Source organism: Candidatus Pelagibacter sp. uisw_091 (assembly GCF_059512525.1).
In genome coordinates this window covers 581,678-597,004 of record NZ_CM183455.1, presented here as the reverse complement: position 1 = coordinate 597,004, position 15,327 = coordinate 581,678, and the positions used below count along the sequence as shown (strand labels likewise).

Below are 15,327 nucleotides of genomic sequence, written 5' to 3'. Positions count from 1 at the left end.
TTATGTCTAGTGAAAAAAATTATCTAAATGACAGTTATAAAAGTTTTTTTGAAGACAGTTTATCTGTAGCTGATCCAGAACTGTATAAAGCAATTAGTGATGAATTAAAAAGACAACAACAACATATTGAATTAATTGCATCTGAAAATATCGTTTCACAAGCTGTTTTAGAAGCACAAGGTTCTGTTTTAACAAATAAATATGCAGAAGGATATCCTGGAAAAAGATACTATAATGGATGTGAGCATGTTGATGTTGCTGAAAACTTAGCTATTGAAAGATTAAAAAGATTATTTGATTGTAAATTTGCTAATGCACAACCTCATTCTGGAGCTCAAGCAAATGGTGCAGTTTTTTTAGCTTTATTAAATCCAGGTGATACATTTATGGGAATGAGTTTAAATTCTGGTGGACACATTACACATGGTTTAAAAATTTCAATGTCAGGTAAATGGTTTAATCCAATAGGATATGATGTTGATAAAGAATCTGAACTTATAGACTATGACAATGTCGAGAAACTTGCTTTAGAGCACAAACCGAAACTTATAATTTGCGGGGGCAGTGCTTATTCTAGAGTTATAGATTTTAAAAGGTTTAGGGAGATTGCTGATAAAGTGGGAGCATATCTTATGGTAGATATGGCTCATTTTTCGGGTTTAGTTGCTGGAAAAGGTTATCCAAATCCTTGTGAACATGCTCACGTAGTTACATCAACAACACACAAAGTTTTTAGGAGTGCAAGAGGTGGAATTATTTTAACAAATCATGAAGATTTAGCTAAAAAATTTAATACTGCAGTTTTTCCTGGTTATCAAGGTGGGCCATTAATGCATGTTATTGCAGCAAAAGCTGCAGGTTTTTTAGAAGCCTTAAGACCTGATTTTAAAGATTATATTAAATCAGTTTTAGCTAATGCTAAAATTTTATCAGAAACACTTAAAAATAATGGTTTTAAAATCTATTCTGGAGGGACGGATACACACTTAATGTTAGTAGATCTTAGACCTTTTAATGTTAAGGGCAACATAGCAGCTGAAAGTCTTTCTAAAGCAAATATTACTTGTAATAAAAATGGAATACCATTTGATTCTGAGAAACCAATGATTACATCAGGTATAAGACTAGGTACTCAAGCAGCCACAACTAGAGGCTTTGGATTAAAAGAATTTGCAAAAGTAGGAGAGTTAATAACTAAAGTTGTAAAAGGTTTATCCGTAAACCCTGAAGATAATAGTAAAGTTGAAGAAGAAGTAAGAAATGAAGTTATAGAGCTTACTTCTCATTTTCCTATATATAAGAACTTAAAATAATGATTTGTTCAATTTGTAAAAAAGGTGAAACATCTGTTGTAGATTCTAGACCAACAGAAGATGGAACTGCTATAAGGAGAAGAAGACTATGTGTTTGTGGAGCAAGATTTACAACCTTTGAAAGAGTTCAGTTTAGAGAAATAATGGTTGTCAAAAAGAACGGAAGAAAATCATCTTTTGACAGGGATAAACTTTCTAAGTCAATTTATATTGCTCTTAAAAAAAGACCAATAGACACAGAAACAGCAGAAAAATTTATAAGTAAAACTTCAAGAGCTTTGGAAGAGCTGGGTCAAAGTGAAATTTCATCTAACATTATAGGAACCATGGTCATGGAGGGTTTAAAAGAGCTTGATCCTGTGGCATATGTAAGATTTGCATCTGTTTACAGAAATTTCAGAGAAGAGAAAGATTTTGTACAATTCGTGGACAAATTAGATGTCTACAAAAAAAGATAATTTTTCCAAAAAAGATAAAAAGTATATGGAGCTAGCATTAAGTCTTGCTAGATCAAGGCATGGTCTTACAGGTGTAAATCCATCTGTTGGTTGTGTTATAGTAAAAGAAGATGAAATTATTTCAATAGGACAAACAGGTTATGGAGGCACCCCGCACGCAGAATATAATGCTATTAATAATTCAAATACAAATTTAGAAGGTTCAAAAATATACGTGACATTAGAACCATGTAGTCATTATGGAAAAACACCACCTTGTACTAATTTAATAATAAAAAAAAAATAAATGAAGTTTTTTATTCAATAGAAGATATTGATAAAAAAGTTAAAGGTAAAAGTTTTAAAATTTTAAGATCCAAAAATATTGTTGTAAAAAAAGGATTACTTAAAAATGAAACAAATGATTTTTATTCAACTTATTTTTTCAATAGAATAAATAAACTTCCCTTTATTACTGGCAAGATAGCTACAACTAAAAATAACCTTATACACACTAAAGATAGCAAAAAAATTACCGATATTCATTCTGATAAACTGAATCATTATTTGAGATATAAGAATGACTCATTAATGGTGTCATACAAGACATTAAATATAGATAATCCTAAATTAAACTGTAGATTAAAAGGGTTTAATAAGTTCTCTCCAAGAAGAATCATTTTAGACAGCGATTTAAATACAAAAATTAATTCATATATATTTAAAACTGCCAATAAAAATAATACGATTATTTTTTATAATTCAGCTAACAAAAAAAAAATAACTTTATTTAAGAAAAAAGGCATTCAATTAATCAAATCAAATTTAATTAAAAATAAATATTTTGATTTAAATTTAATAATTAAAAAACTTTATAAAATAGGATGTAGAAACCTTTTAGTTGAAGGTGGTGACATCCTATCGGGCAGCTTTCTAGAAGATAAAATTTTTAATCAATTTTATCTATTTAAAAGTAAGAAAATTTTGAATAAATCTACATCATATACAGGCTTTAATAATATTAGATTTTTGATACAAAATTATAAAACTAAATCTAAGATAAATACAAAATTAGGTAAAGATACTATAACTTTATATAAAAGATAATTATGTTTAATGGAATAATTTTTAACCAAGGTACTATTAAAAAAATTAGCAAAAGAACTAAAGGCATTAATATTTTTGTAAGTTCTAATTTGAAATTAACAAAAAGAGATATAGGTGTTTCAGTTTCTTCTGATGGTGTTTGTTTAACACTAATAACAATTAAAAAAAACCTAATGGAATTTTACCTATCTGAAGAAACAATACAAAGGTCTAAATTTAAATTTTTAAAAATTAATGATAAAATTAATCTTGAACTTCCCTTAAAGTATGGTCATAAGATTTCAGGTCATATATGTCAGGGCCATGTAGATACAGTTGGTAAAATTTTTAATATAAAAAAGATTGATAAATCTTATTTATTTGATTTTGAAATAAATAAAAAAGAAAGAAAAAATTTAATTGAAAAAGCTTCAATTTCTATTAATGGAATTTCACTAACAATTTCAAAAGTAACAAAAAAAGGATTTCAAGTTTGGGTTATTCCACACACATTTAAAGTTACAAACTTATATACACTTAAAAAAAGCAGCCTAGTTAATGTAGAGATAGATATCCTATCTAAATATGTTAGAAATTATTTTAATGAAAAAAAATAATTACGCATCTATTGAAAGCATAATTAATACTGCCAAGAAAGGTGGTATGTTTATTTTAGTAGATGATGAAAAAAGAGAAAATGAAGGTGATTTAATTATTTCAACCACAGACTCAAATGCTAAAAATATAAATTTTATGGCTAGATTTGGACGTGGATTAATTTGTTTAGCTCTCGATAGTATTCAGGCAAAAAAGTTAAATTTATCTTTAATGTCTCCAATAAACCAATCAAGAAACAAGACTGCCTTCACAGTTTCTATTGAAGCAAAAAAAGGAATAACAACTGGCATATCAGCAAAAGATAGAGCTAAAACAATAAAAGTTGCATCAAAAAAAAGTGTAAATAAAAAAGACATTGTATCTCCTGGACATATTTTTCCAATTATTGCAAAAGATGGTGGCGTTTTAGTTAGAGCTGGGCACACAGAAGCCTCTGTTGATATTTCAAAACTTGCAAAAAAAAATAATTCAGCAGTTATTTGTGAAATAATGAATGAAGACGGTACAATGGCTAAAGGTCAAGATTTATTTAATTTTGCAAAAAAACATAATTTAAAGATAGGTAAAATTGAAGATCTTATTGCTTATCGGTTAAAAAAAGAAAAACTAATTAAATTGAAAAAAAAATCAGAAATAGAGGTTAAAAAACAGAAATATATAATTAGAATTTATGAAAACCTTTTAGATGGATCTGAACATTTTGCTTTAATTAAAGGTAATTTAAAAAAAGGTGTAGTACCAAGAGTTAGAGTAATTTCGTCAAATGTTGTTCAAAATTATTTAATAAGCCAAAAATTACCAAATTCATTTAACAAAACGCTGAATTACTTTAAGAAATTTAATAATTGCGTTTTAGTATTTATTAAAGATACAAATTTAAGGTCAGTTACACAGACTCTTAAAGATTATAAAAATAAAGATTTCTATAAAAAAGGTAACGACAAGCTTATTAGAAATTATGGTATTGGTGCTCAAATAATAAAAGATTTAAAAATAAGAAATATGATATTAATCACAAAGTCTCCTAAAAAAGTTATTGGATTAGAGGGTTATGATATAAAAATTACTAAACAAGAAATAATTTAATGAAAAAAAAATATTTAATAGTTATTGCTGATTATTACAAAGACATATCTAAAGGATTGCTCAGTAGCGCTAAAGACATATTACCAAAATCTAGTTTAATAAAAATCATTAATGTCCCTGGTGTTTTTGAAATACCAGTAACAATTTCAAAAAATATTAAAAAGTATGATGCTTTTTTAGCTCTTGGTTGTGTTATAAAAGGTCAAACACCACATTTTGACTTTATTTCCCATTCTTCTACAGATGCGATAATGAAACTATCTATAGAAAATAAAAAACCTATTGGTAACGGAATTATTACTTGTCTAAATATGCGTCAAGCTAAAGCAAGGAAAAAAAAAGGTAGAGAAGCAGCTCAAGCTGTAATATCTGTCTTGTCTCAATAATAATGAGAACCTCATATAATCCCAACCAAAGCCCAAGAGTTATAATTATCCAAAAGTTATATGGTAATTTTTTTAATGACGATAACGATTTAACTTTTCCAAAACATAGATTTAAAAAGTTTATCAAAGATGTTGTTTTAGGCACAATAGAAAGAGAGGATGTAATTAAAGAAGAGGTTAAAAAATATTTAAGTGAAGACTTGCAATTAAATAATTTAGATAAGGTTTTTCAAGTTATAGTAAAATCAGCAATATTTGAATTTCTATATAAACCTAAGGTTCCAACAAAAATAATTATTAAAGAATATCTTGATGCTTCAAATTTTTTTTTAGAAGACAGTCAAACTAAATATTTGAATGCTATATTAGACAAGATAGCTAAAAAAATAAGATCTATCAATGCATGAATTTGAGTTAATAAAAAATTATTTTCAAAAACTTTCTAAAAAATCATCAAGTGCCTTGAACCTAAATGACGATGTTTTTTTTGATAAAAAAAATAAATTAGTAGTTTCAGTTGATACATATACAGAAGGTAATCATTTTATAAATTTTAAAAAACCTGAACTAGTTATAAAAAAAATAATTAGATCATCTATATCAGATCTTATTTGCAAAGGTGTTAAACCAAAATACTATTTTATTTCAGGATCTGGAAATAAAAAAAGTTTTTCTAAATTAAATCTATCAAAAATTAGTAACTCACTTAATCAAGAACAAAATAAGTATAAGATATTTTTAAGTGGTGGAGATACAGTTTTTTCAAACAAGTTAAGTTTTACAATTACCTCAATAGGATTTGCACATAATATTGTGTATAGGAACAAAGCTAAAATTAATGACGATATTTATGTATCTGGAAATTTAGGAGACAGTTACTTAGGTTTGTTAGTTTTAAAAAATAAAGTTAAACTTAATAAGTTTCTAAGTAAATATTTTACTAATCAATACTTTATGCCAAATATTCAATTAAAATTGATTACTCAAATTAAGAAGTTTGCTAACACTTCTATTGATATATCTGATGGACTATTAGCAGACCTTGATAAAATGATTAATAACCAAAAATTATCTTATAAACTTTATTTAGATAATATTCCAATTTCAAATAATCTCAAAAAAGTACTCACTCTTAAAAAGTTATCAAAGATTAATTACATTTCTAATGGTGATGATTATCAGGTCCTATTTACAGCTTCCAAAAATAAAATGAGAATCATAAAAAAAATAGCATTTAATTACAGAGTTAAGCTTACAAAAATTGGCTCAATCCAAAGCCATATTGAAAAATCGACCATTATTGATGGTAAAAATGTCCAAATAAGCCTTAAAAATAAAGGTTATTTTCATAAGTTTTAAAAAGTTAAATATTGCCTTTTATTGCTTTTTTTGTATTGTCCGGACTTTAAACAATAAAATTTTTAACAACCAAACAACTAAAAAGGCATCATGAACTCACTTATAGAAACAATATTACTTTACACCATAGCGGCTGGATCACTTGCAATCGTTTATGGTTTTTTTACTGGCTTAAATATTCTTAATTCAAGTGCTGGAAATGTAAAAATGCAAGAAATTGCTACAGCAATTCAAATTGGAGCTAAAGCTTATCTAGCAAGACAATATAAAACGATAGCCGTGGTTGGAGTTGTTGTTTTAGTTATTGTTTGTTGGGTGTTTAGCCCACTAGTTGGTCTTGGTTATTTTATTGGTGCAACTTTGTCTGGTATTGCAGGTTATGTTGGAATGTTAGTTTCAGTTCAAGCAAATGTTAGAACTGCGGAAGCTTCAAGAAAAGGTTTAGCTAGCGGTCTTGCAGTTGCTTTTAAATCTGGTGCTGTCACTGGTATGCTTGTTGCTGGTTTAGCCTTATTAGCTATAGCAGTTTATTATTATATTTTATTAAAAATGGGAACTGAAGACAGAGAAGTTGTTAATGCATTAGTTGCATTAGGTTTTGGTGCTTCACTAATATCAATTTTTGCAAGATTAGGTGGTGGAATTTTTACAAAAGGTGCTGATGTTGGTGCCGATCTAGTCGGTAAGGTAGAAGCAGGAATACCTGAGGATGACCCTAGAAACCCAGCAGTAATAGCCGACAATGTTGGTGATAATGTTGGTGACTGTGCTGGTATGGCAGCAGATTTATTTGAAACTTACGCAGTAACTATTGTTGCTACAATGGTTTTATCTTCGATATTTTTTGTAGGTGATATGAATATGATGATTTACCCTTTAACAATTGGTGGAGCTTGTATCTTGACATCAATATTAGGAACTTATTTTGTGAAGCTTGGAAAAAGTAAAAATGTTATGAATGCCTTATATAAAGGATTTGTTGTTTCTGCCGTATCTTCATTAGTAATTTTGTACCCAGTAACTGACTATGTGATTGGTTTTGCAAGTGAGTATACTGTAGATGGTAAAAGCTTTAACGGTATGAGCTTGTATTATTGTGGAATAATTGGTTTAGTTATTACTGGTCTTTTGATTTGGATTACCGAATATTATACCGGAACTGAATACAGACCCGTTAGAAGTATCGCAAAATCATCAACAACTGGTCATGGTACTAATGTTATTCAAGGATTAGCTGTTTCTATGGAAGCTACTGCAATCCCTGCATTGATTATTGTTGCTGGAATTTTAGCTACAAATTCAATAGCTGGCCTATATGGTATTGCAATTTCTGTTACTACAATGTTAGCCTTAGCTGGAATGGTTGTTGCTCTAGACGCTTATGGTCCAGTTACCGACAATGCTGGTGGTATTGCTGAAATGGCTAAATTACCAAACAGTGTAAGAAAAACTACCGATGCATTAGATGCTGTAGGAAACACTACAAAAGCTGTAACAAAAGGTTATGCTATTGGTTCCGCTGGTTTAGGAGCACTAGTTTTATTTGCTGCTTACGTAGAAGATATTAAACACTTTGCTAAGATAGAAGGTTCTAAATTATATAACATTGAAGTCACTTTCGATCTAACTAATCCTTATGTTGTTGTTGGTTTATTGATTGGTGGAATGCTTCCATATCTATTTGGATCGATGGGAATGCAAGCTGTTGGAAGAGCAGGTGGAGCCGTTGTTGTCGAAGTAAGAAGACAATTTAAAAAGTTCCCAGGCATCATGAAGGGTAAACAAAAACCCGATTATGCAAAACTTGTTGATTTATTAACTCAAGCTGCAATTAAAGAAATGGTTGTACCTTCATTATTACCAGTATTATCTCCAATAGTTTTATATTTTGTTATACTTTCTATAGGTGGACAAGCAGAAGCTTTAGCCTCTGTTGGTGCTATGCTGTTAGGTGTAATAGTTACAGGACTATTTGTTGCTGTTTCAATGACTGCTGGTGGTGGAGCATGGGATAACGCTAAGAAATATATTGAAGATGGTAATCATGGTGGCAAAGGTTCTGAAGCACATAAAGCAGCGGTTACTGGAGACACAGTTGGAGATCCCTACAAAGATACAGCTGGTCCAGCAGTTAATCCGATGATTAAAATTACAAATATTGTAGCTTTATTATTATTAGCTGTAATAGCAGGATAACTCTAATAAGAAATTAATTCTGCCTGTTACTTTTTGGATTATTAATTTTTTGTCGTAAACTATTTAGAAAATCATATGTAAATGAATTTTTACTATAGTTTACAGATGTTTTGTCATTTGAAAAATTGATTTTATTCATTTTATCTATTTGATGTAATTCTTTCTTCACAAGCAAACCTTTATTATCTATTTCCAAAACCAAAACATTATTAGCATAAGTTTTTTCACCCCCAATACTCAATAGTGATTTTTTTGCTTTTTTTCTTTCAATGTAAATCCAAACGTCATTATCAAACATACTTTTTGTTGATGGTGGGCCCAGAAGTTTAATTATGTCATTTTTATTAGTAGAATTGACAATAAGTTTTTTTTCCTTTACATCAATAAATTTGGTACCATGATCATTAATTACTTTATCTAAAGTACAATTTGAAGTTAATATAGATAAGAACAATATAAAAAAGTATTTTTTCATGAAATCTGATTACATTAATATTTACAATAAATTAATATCTTTAACCAGAAATAAAGAACTTTATAGAAACTTCGAATATCAGGACAAATTTTCAGACAGATTAATATTTTTTTTATTTCATTTTGCATTCTTTCTGAAAGTCTTTAAAAATGACAATTCCAAAGATAATATGCAGAAAATTTACGATTTTATGTTTAGACAGTTAGAGTTAAATATAAGAGAAATTGGGTATGGAGATCAATCCATAAATAAAAAAATGAAAGATTATCTGAACATATTTCATGAAATTATTGATAAAATACACTTTTGGGAAGACTTAAGCGTTGATTTAAGAACATCTTTATTATTAGATTATTTAGGAAAATCAATTGATGCCTCTTATTTAGCTGATTATTTTGAAAAATATAGATTAGAATTATCAAATAATACTTTGAATTTTTATTTAAAAGGTGTATTAAAATGATATTTTATGGCTGTACCCAAACGTAAACAATCCCCGTCAAGAACTGGAATGAGAAGAGCTCAGAATATGAAGTTCAAATCAACAAATATTGTTGAGGACAAAAAATCAGGTGAATTTAGGTTACCACATCACTTGGATCTTAAAACTGGTATGTACAGAGGCAGACAAGTTTTAGATCCTAAGGAATAAAAACTTCAATCTTAAATGAATAAAAAAATCAAAATTGCAGTAGATGCAATGGGTGGAGATGGTTCACCAAAAAAAGTTATGGATGGCATTAGTCACCATTTTAAAAAAAATAAAAATTCATTTTATCAAATCTTTGGTGATAAGAATAAAATTATACCACATATTAAAAATGATTTAACAAATTCTTCTTTTGAGATATTTCATACAATTGATGTTGTTAAAGGTACTGACAGCCCCTTAGAAGGTGCTAAACGTGGAAAAAACACTAGTATGTGGTTAGCAATCCAAAGTGTTAAAGAAAAAAAATCAGATGTTGTGATCTCTGCTGGAAATACAGGTGCTTTACTGGTTATATCTAAGCTTAACCTTAATATGATTGATAACATTGATAAACCAGCTTTATCAGCGCTTTGGCCAAATAAAAAAGGCATGAGTGTAGTTTTAGATTTGGGTGCTAATATTGAATGTAGTCCAAAAAATCTAATTGATTTTTCAATAATGGGTTCCTCGTTATTTAAATCTTTATATCCAGAGGATAGTGCAAAAGTTGCCTTATTAAATATAGGCTCTGAAGAACTTAAAGGTAACGAAATTATCAAAGAAACATATCAAAAATTAAATCAAAGAAATAATCATGACTTTGAATTTAAAGGTTATATAGAAGGCAACCAGTTAATGAATGGAGAGGTCAATGTAATTGTAGCTGATGGTTTTACTGGTAATGTTGCTTTGAAAACTGCAGAAGGAACAGCAAATTTTATTACAGGCGAACTAAAAAAAGCAATGACAGGAAGTATAATAGGAAAAATTTCTTCTTTATTAAATATTTCTAATTTAAAAAAATTTAAGGCAAGATTAGATCCCCGGTTATATAATGGTGCTATATTTATTGGTTTAGACTCACCAGTAATTAAAAGCCATGGTGGAACAGATTATTTTGGTTTTTCTAATTCTTTGAGTGTTTGCACAAGAGTTGTAAGTGGTAATTTAATAGAAAAAATTAGAAAAAATATAAATTAATGACTAGAATTAATCTAACCAAAAAAGATTTGATAAATTCTGTTTATATGCAAATTGGTTTCTCAAAAAATATTTCAGAAAGTTTAATAGATGATTTTTTATACACAATCTCAAAAAATTTAAAAATTGAAAAAAAATTAAAATTATCAAAATTTGGTACTTTTTCAATACGTTCAAAAAAAAGTAGAATGGGTAGAAATCCTAAAACTAGAGAGGAAATAACTATATCTGACAGAGATGTAGTTTTATTTAAAGCTTCTAAAGAATTTAAAGATTTAGTAAATTCTGAAAATGATTCATAAAAGCAATAAAGCATATAAATCTATAGGAGAGGTTGCAAAAATTCTTGATCTAGTTAATAAAAAAAAAGGATCTCTTAACACTCACACTATTCGTTTTTGGGAAAAAGAATTTAAGCAAATTAAGCCAAATATTTTAAATGGTAATAGACGGTACTATAGTAATGATACTATTGAGGTTTTAAAAAAAGTTAAATATTTGCTTAAAGATCAAGGAATGACAATTAATGGCGCTAAAAAAGTTCTTAATTCTGATAAATCTTTAAAACTTGACGAATTACCAAATAATTCTATAAATGCTGATTATAGTATAAAAAATAAACTTAAAAAAATTTCTAATTTAATAAGACAAATAAAAGATTTAAAATAATATGGCTAAAAAAACTCACGTTAAAGTTAGACTGGTACCTGAAGCTAAACCTGACAGCCCATTTTTTTACTATGTTAAAAAACCAGCTGGTGGTGAAAAAGCTAAAGTCAAATTGTCAGCAAAAAAGTACAATCCTTCTACAAGAAAACATGAAATGTTTGTAGAGAAAAAATTACCCCCACATAGTAAATAATATTAATTTTTTTTAAAGTTTCTTTTTTCGTAATCAATAAATGACCAAATCATACTCTTCCATATTCTATTTGTTATCTTTGGATCTATGTTTAATTGTAATGATTTTTTCTTAATTTTCTTAAGTATGAATTTTATTCTTTTTTGATCGATTATTTCTTTTTTGTGATTTTTTACTTTTAAAACTTTATTTACTAAATTAGATCTTTTTTTAATTAATTTGAGCAATTCATTATCAAGCTTATCTAGCTTAACTCTCAGCAGATCTAATTTTTTTTTATTTATAGGCGACATTTAAACAATTGGTAATTAAGATGATTATTATAAGTATAATTTATGTTTGTAAATAGCGACAACTATATAAAGTATTTAAAATTATGGCTAATAACTTTATTTTTGTTAATTATTATTATGGTAGGGGTTGGTGGTTTAACTAGATTAACTGATTCTGGATTATCTATTACTGCATGGGAACTTTTTACTGGAATATTACCTCCCTTAAATATTAACGAATGGAACTTTTATTTTTCTGAATATAAGAAAATTCCAGAATTTCAAAATATTAATTACAATATGACTTTGAATGAATTTAAGATAATCTTTTATTGGGAATATGCACATCGATTACTAGCAAGAATTGTAGGGTTATTTTCATTCATACCATTATTATTTTTTAGTTTTAAATTTAATAATAATCAATTTTATTCAAATAAATATTATCTAATTTTTCTATTAGTATGCTTACAAGGATTTATTGGCTGGTATATGGTTTCAAGTGGATTAATAGAAAATAACGATGTTAGTCATTTCAGACTATCGGTTCATTTAACTCTGGCTTTATTTATAATGTGTTTAATTTTTTGGTTTATATTAGATTTATTTAACACTAAGAAATTTAAGATTAAAATCTCTAATTTATTATTATTTTTTATTTTATTGCTTATTATATTGCAGATTGTTCTTGGAGCTTTTCTTTCAGGTCTGGACGGTGGTTTAATCTACAATTCGTGGCCCGATATGAATGGGGATTTTTTTCCAAATGATGTTGTTATAAATGATTATTTGAGTTCTCAATTATTTTATAATCCTTCTATTATTCAATTTTTTCACAGATTAACTGCATACATTCTTTTGTTCTTTATTTTACTTTTGAATTATCAATTTATTAAAAAAAAATTAGATTTTAAAAATATATTATTTTTTGATTTTGCTATTTTATTTCAAGTTTTCTTAGGAATTATTACCTTAATGTCTGGTGCAGAGATTAAATATGCTTCTCTACACCAGTTAGGCTCAATTATTGTTTTGAGCTCTTATCTTTTAATTTTACATAAAAATTCTAACCAGCAACTTTAGCTTTATTAATATTCTCAACATTATTTAAAGTTCTTTTTAGAGCTTGCTCTAAGTCTTCAATAATGTCGTCAATATGCTCAAGACCAATACATAATCTTACATATCCTGGTGTCACACCAGAAGCTAAAAGTTCTTCCTCATTTAATTGACTATGTGTAGTTGTTGCTGGATGTATTGCTAGACTTCTAGCATCACCAATATTTGCTACATGATAAAACATTTTTAAAGCTTCAATAAATTTCTTACCAGCTTCAATACCGCCCTGCAACTCTATACCTACCAGAGCACCATTTCCACCGCTTAGGTATCTTTTAGCTCTGTTTCCAATTTCACCTTTATATTGATTTGGATATATTACCCTTGAAACCTCAGTATGTTTAAGTAGGTAATTCACTACTTTCTCAGCATTTGAGCAATGTTGTTTCATTCTTAAAGCTACAGTTTCAAGTCCTTGGATTAATCCAAAAGCATTATCTGGAGATAATGCTGCACCCAAATCTCTTAATAAAACAACTCTAGCTCTTACTGCAAAAGAAACATTTGCACCTGTTAACTCTGGTACCACTTTACCCCATACTGCACCACCATAACTAAAATCTGGCTCATTAAATAGAGGTTGCCTTTTAGGATCAGCTGTCCAATCAAAATTACCACCATCAATTAATGCACCGCCTACAACTGTACCATGTCCTCCTATATATTTTGTAAGCGAATAAACTACTACTGCAGCACCATGCTCTATTGGTTTACATAGAACAGGAGAGGCTGTATTATCCATTATTAGAGGTATATTATATTTTCTACCTATGTCAGATACTTCCTTAATAGGAAATACTCTTAAGTATGGATTGGGTAAAGTTTCTCCATAAAATGCTCTTGTTTTTTCATCAACAGCTTTCTCAAAGTTTTTCGGATCCGCTGGGTCAGCATACCTAACTTCTATTCCAAGCTTACTCAAAGTGTGTGTGAATAAAGAAACTGTTCCACCGTAAAGATCTGTTGAGCTAACAATATTATCACCAGCTTTTGCGACGTTTAATATTGCAAATGTTGATGCTGTTTGACCAGATGATACTGTTAAACAAGCTAAACCTCCCTCTAATGCAGCAAGTCTCTTTTCTAAAGCATCATTAGTTGGATTCATTATTCTTGTGTAAATGTTTCCAAACTCTTTTAAAGCAAACAGATTTGCAGCATGTTCAGTACTATCAAATTGATAAGAGGTTGTTCTGTATATCGGAACAGCCACTGCTTTTGTTGTTGGATCACTTCTATAATCACCACCATGTATGGCTATAGTTTCAGGGTTTTGTCTTTTTGTGCTCATCTTAATACTCCTTTTTTAGTACTTATGCTTAATGCAAGGCGTACAATACAGTTCAAATGTGCCTACCGATAATGTGTGTAAAAATCCTTTTTAGCAATAACAAGCCTGCAATAGGAACAAATCGGCTTAATCAAACTATCATTAAAGCAAGCTTTTGCAAGATAAATATAAAATTGACATTATTACTAATAATAGTATTAATCCTGGCACAATGACAAAATTTCTAAAAAGTAGTGAATTATCAAGTAACTGGTTTGAAATTGATGCTAAAAACGCTGTAGTTGGAAGACTTGCATCTATAATTGCCATGATTGTAAGAGGAAAAAATAAAACCACATACACACCACACATGGATGATGGTGATTTTGTTGTCGTAAAAAATGTAGAGTTAGCAAAATTTACAGGAAAAAAATTTAGCGATAAAAAATACTACAAACATACTGGACACCCTGGTGGTATTAAAGAAATAACTCCTGAAAAACTTTTAGAAAAAAACAAACCTGGCGAGTCTTTAAAATTAGCAGTTAAGAGAATGTTACCTGGTGGAGTGCTTGGTAGAAAGCAATTAACTAAAGTAAAAATTTATGCAGGGGAAGAGCATCCGCATGCGGCGCAAAACCCTAAACTTCTAGATTTAGGAAAATTAAACAGTAAAAATTTAATAAGAAATTAATATGGAAACAGCAACTGCAGCAAATAAAGTAACTACAAAAAAACCTAAAATAAAATTAGATTTTAAAGATAGTAAATATGCTACAGGCAGAAGAAAAAAATCTATTGCAAAAATTTGGGTAAAAAAAGGGACTGGCAAAATTTATGTAAATGGCAGAACCATGGATGATTATTTTACTAGCGGAAGTCATAAAATGCAAATTACAAGACCATTTGAAATTATAAATCAAGCAACAGGTTATGATGTTAGATGTAGTGTTGCTGGTGGCGGGCACACAGGGCAAGCTGGTGCAATGGTACATGGTATTGCTAAAGCATTAATTTTATTTGATTCTGAAAATAGGGCAGTTCTTAAGACTGAAAAACTAAATACCAGAGACTCTAGATCAGTTGAGAGAAAAAAACCTGGTCGTAGAAAAGCTAGAAGAAGCTTCCAATTCTCGAAAAGATAATTCTTTTTTAACTCAAAACTGTTATAATAAT

22 protein-coding genes and 1 riboswitch are annotated in these 15,327 nt (G+C 28.7%); of the genes, 19 read left to right on the top strand and 3 right to left on the bottom strand.

The annotated features are described in order from the left end of the window. Nucleotides 1–2 precede the first annotated feature (2 nt). From glyA to AC5YGA_RS03210, 10 genes are all read left to right on the top strand, one after another. Complete coding sequence (gene glyA, locus AC5YGA_RS03255) at nt 3–1,313, top strand: serine hydroxymethyltransferase (RefSeq protein ID WP_415309299.1); 1,311 nt, start codon at nt 3–5, stop codon at nt 1,311–1,313. Continuing rightward, the gene (gene nrdR / locus AC5YGA_RS03250) at nt 1,313–1,771 is read left to right on the top strand and encodes a transcriptional regulator NrdR (RefSeq protein ID WP_169036466.1); all 459 of its coding nucleotides are present in this window, start codon (nt 1,313–1,315) and stop codon (nt 1,769–1,771) included. Before glyA ends, nrdR begins: the two co-directional genes overlap by 1 nt. After that, the gene (locus AC5YGA_RS03245; protein ID WP_496170027.1) at nt 1,752–2,057 is read left to right on the top strand and encodes a bifunctional diaminohydroxyphosphoribosylaminopyrimidine deaminase/5-amino-6-(5-phosphoribosylamino)uracil reductase RibD; all 306 of its coding nucleotides are present in this window, start codon (nt 1,752–1,754) and stop codon (nt 2,055–2,057) included. The genes nrdR and AC5YGA_RS03245 overlap by 20 nt, the downstream gene beginning before the upstream one ends. Nucleotides 2,058–2,317: 260 nt before the next feature. Next, nucleotides 2,318–2,857 carry a RibD family protein gene (locus AC5YGA_RS03240; protein WP_496170026.1) on the top strand — a complete coding sequence of 180 codons (540 nt, stop codon included), beginning with the start codon at nt 2,318–2,320 and terminating at the stop codon, nt 2,855–2,857. Between the two features lie 2 nt (nt 2,858–2,859). Further along, complete coding sequence (locus AC5YGA_RS03235; protein WP_415309297.1) at nt 2,860–3,453, top strand: riboflavin synthase; 594 nt, start codon at nt 2,860–2,862, stop codon at nt 3,451–3,453. Continuing rightward, nucleotides 3,440–4,540 carry a 3,4-dihydroxy-2-butanone-4-phosphate synthase gene (gene ribB, locus AC5YGA_RS03230; protein WP_415309296.1) on the top strand — a complete coding sequence of 367 codons (1,101 nt, stop codon included), beginning with the start codon at nt 3,440–3,442 and terminating at the stop codon, nt 4,538–4,540. The genes AC5YGA_RS03235 and ribB overlap by 14 nt, the downstream gene beginning before the upstream one ends. Then, nucleotides 4,540–4,926, top strand: coding sequence for a 6,7-dimethyl-8-ribityllumazine synthase (gene ribH, locus AC5YGA_RS03225; protein ID WP_415309295.1), 387 nt, complete (start codon nt 4,540–4,542; stop codon nt 4,924–4,926). Before ribB ends, ribH begins: the two co-directional genes overlap by 1 nt. Nucleotides 4,927–4,928: 2 nt before the next feature. Continuing rightward, nucleotides 4,929–5,333: a transcription antitermination protein NusB gene (locus AC5YGA_RS03220; RefSeq protein ID WP_415309294.1), complete on the top strand. Its 405-nt coding sequence runs from the start codon at nt 4,929–4,931 to the stop codon at nt 5,331–5,333. Further along, nucleotides 5,326–6,285 (top strand): thiamine-phosphate kinase, encoded by a 960-nt coding sequence (thiL, locus tag AC5YGA_RS03215; RefSeq protein ID WP_415309293.1) that lies wholly within the window; start codon nt 5,326–5,328, stop codon nt 6,283–6,285. The genes AC5YGA_RS03220 and thiL overlap by 8 nt, the downstream gene beginning before the upstream one ends. A 90-nt stretch (nt 6,286–6,375) precedes the next feature. After that, nucleotides 6,376–8,481, top strand: a complete 2,106-nt coding sequence (locus tag AC5YGA_RS03210; RefSeq protein ID WP_415309292.1) for a sodium-translocating pyrophosphatase — start codon at nt 6,376–6,378, stop codon at nt 8,479–8,481. Between the two features lie 13 nt (nt 8,482–8,494). Here AC5YGA_RS03210 and bamE read toward each other — a convergent pair whose 3' ends face one another. Next, entirely contained in the window at nt 8,495–8,956 is a 462-nt protein-coding gene (gene bamE / locus AC5YGA_RS03205) for an outer membrane protein assembly factor BamE domain-containing protein (protein ID WP_415309291.1), read from the bottom strand. On the opposite strand from bamE, the gene AC5YGA_RS03200 reads away from it, so the two are divergent. Genes AC5YGA_RS03200 through AC5YGA_RS03175 form a run of 6 tightly spaced genes read left to right on the top strand, consistent with a single transcriptional unit; the run spans nt 8,955 to nt 11,490 of the window. Continuing rightward, a complete protein-coding gene (locus tag AC5YGA_RS03200; RefSeq protein WP_415309290.1) occupies nt 8,955–9,419 on the top strand; it encodes a ubiquinol-cytochrome C chaperone family protein in 465 nt (154 codons plus the stop codon). The genes bamE and AC5YGA_RS03200 overlap by 2 nt on opposite strands. Before the next feature lie 6 nt (nt 9,420–9,425). Next, a complete protein-coding gene (gene rpmF, locus AC5YGA_RS03195) occupies nt 9,426–9,608 on the top strand; it encodes a 50S ribosomal protein L32 (RefSeq protein ID WP_415295811.1) in 183 nt (60 codons plus the stop codon). Between the two features lie 15 nt (nt 9,609–9,623). Then, nucleotides 9,624–10,628 (top strand): phosphate acyltransferase PlsX, encoded by a 1,005-nt coding sequence (gene plsX, locus AC5YGA_RS03190; RefSeq protein WP_496170025.1) that lies wholly within the window; start codon nt 9,624–9,626, stop codon nt 10,626–10,628. After that, nucleotides 10,628–10,930 carry an integration host factor subunit alpha gene (locus AC5YGA_RS03185; protein ID WP_415309288.1) on the top strand — a complete coding sequence of 101 codons (303 nt, stop codon included), beginning with the start codon at nt 10,628–10,630 and terminating at the stop codon, nt 10,928–10,930. Before plsX ends, AC5YGA_RS03185 begins: the two co-directional genes overlap by 1 nt. After that, nucleotides 10,920–11,297, top strand: a complete 378-nt coding sequence (locus AC5YGA_RS03180) for a MerR family transcriptional regulator (RefSeq protein ID WP_415309287.1) — start codon at nt 10,920–10,922, stop codon at nt 11,295–11,297. The genes AC5YGA_RS03185 and AC5YGA_RS03180 overlap by 11 nt, the downstream gene beginning before the upstream one ends. A gap of 1 nt (nt 11,298) precedes the next feature. Then, nucleotides 11,299–11,490 carry a 50S ribosomal protein L33 gene (locus tag AC5YGA_RS03175; protein ID WP_006996892.1) on the top strand — a complete coding sequence of 64 codons (192 nt, stop codon included), beginning with the start codon at nt 11,299–11,301 and terminating at the stop codon, nt 11,488–11,490. 2 nt (nt 11,491–11,492) lie between these two features. Here AC5YGA_RS03175 and AC5YGA_RS03170 read toward each other — a convergent pair whose 3' ends face one another. Beyond that, nucleotides 11,493–11,783: a chorismate mutase gene (locus tag AC5YGA_RS03170; protein ID WP_415309286.1), complete on the bottom strand. Its 291-nt coding sequence runs from the start codon at nt 11,781–11,783 to the stop codon at nt 11,493–11,495. Between the two features lie 42 nt (nt 11,784–11,825). Here AC5YGA_RS03170 and AC5YGA_RS03165 point away from each other — a divergent pair, with 42 nt between their 5' ends. Beyond that, nucleotides 11,826–12,845, top strand: a complete 1,020-nt coding sequence (locus tag AC5YGA_RS03165; RefSeq protein WP_415309285.1) for a COX15/CtaA family protein — start codon at nt 11,826–11,828, stop codon at nt 12,843–12,845. On the opposite strand, the gene AC5YGA_RS03160 is transcribed toward AC5YGA_RS03165, so the two are convergent. After that, nucleotides 12,829–14,172: an O-acetylhomoserine aminocarboxypropyltransferase/cysteine synthase family protein gene (locus tag AC5YGA_RS03160; protein WP_415309284.1), complete on the bottom strand. Its 1,344-nt coding sequence runs from the start codon at nt 14,170–14,172 to the stop codon at nt 12,829–12,831. The genes AC5YGA_RS03165 and AC5YGA_RS03160 overlap by 17 nt on opposite strands. A 4-nt stretch (nt 14,173–14,176) precedes the next feature. Continuing rightward, nucleotides 14,177–14,245, bottom strand: a riboswitch (SAM riboswitch). 138 nt (nt 14,246–14,383) lie between these two features. Here AC5YGA_RS03160 and rplM point away from each other — a divergent pair. Then, nucleotides 14,384–14,845: a 50S ribosomal protein L13 gene (gene rplM, locus AC5YGA_RS03155; protein ID WP_415309283.1), complete on the top strand. Its 462-nt coding sequence runs from the start codon at nt 14,384–14,386 to the stop codon at nt 14,843–14,845. Nucleotide 14,846: 1 nt separating this feature from the next. Beyond that, nucleotides 14,847–15,296, top strand: coding sequence for a 30S ribosomal protein S9 (rpsI, locus tag AC5YGA_RS03150; RefSeq protein WP_415309282.1), 450 nt, complete (start codon nt 14,847–14,849; stop codon nt 15,294–15,296). Nucleotides 15,297–15,327: the final 31 nt, after the last annotated feature.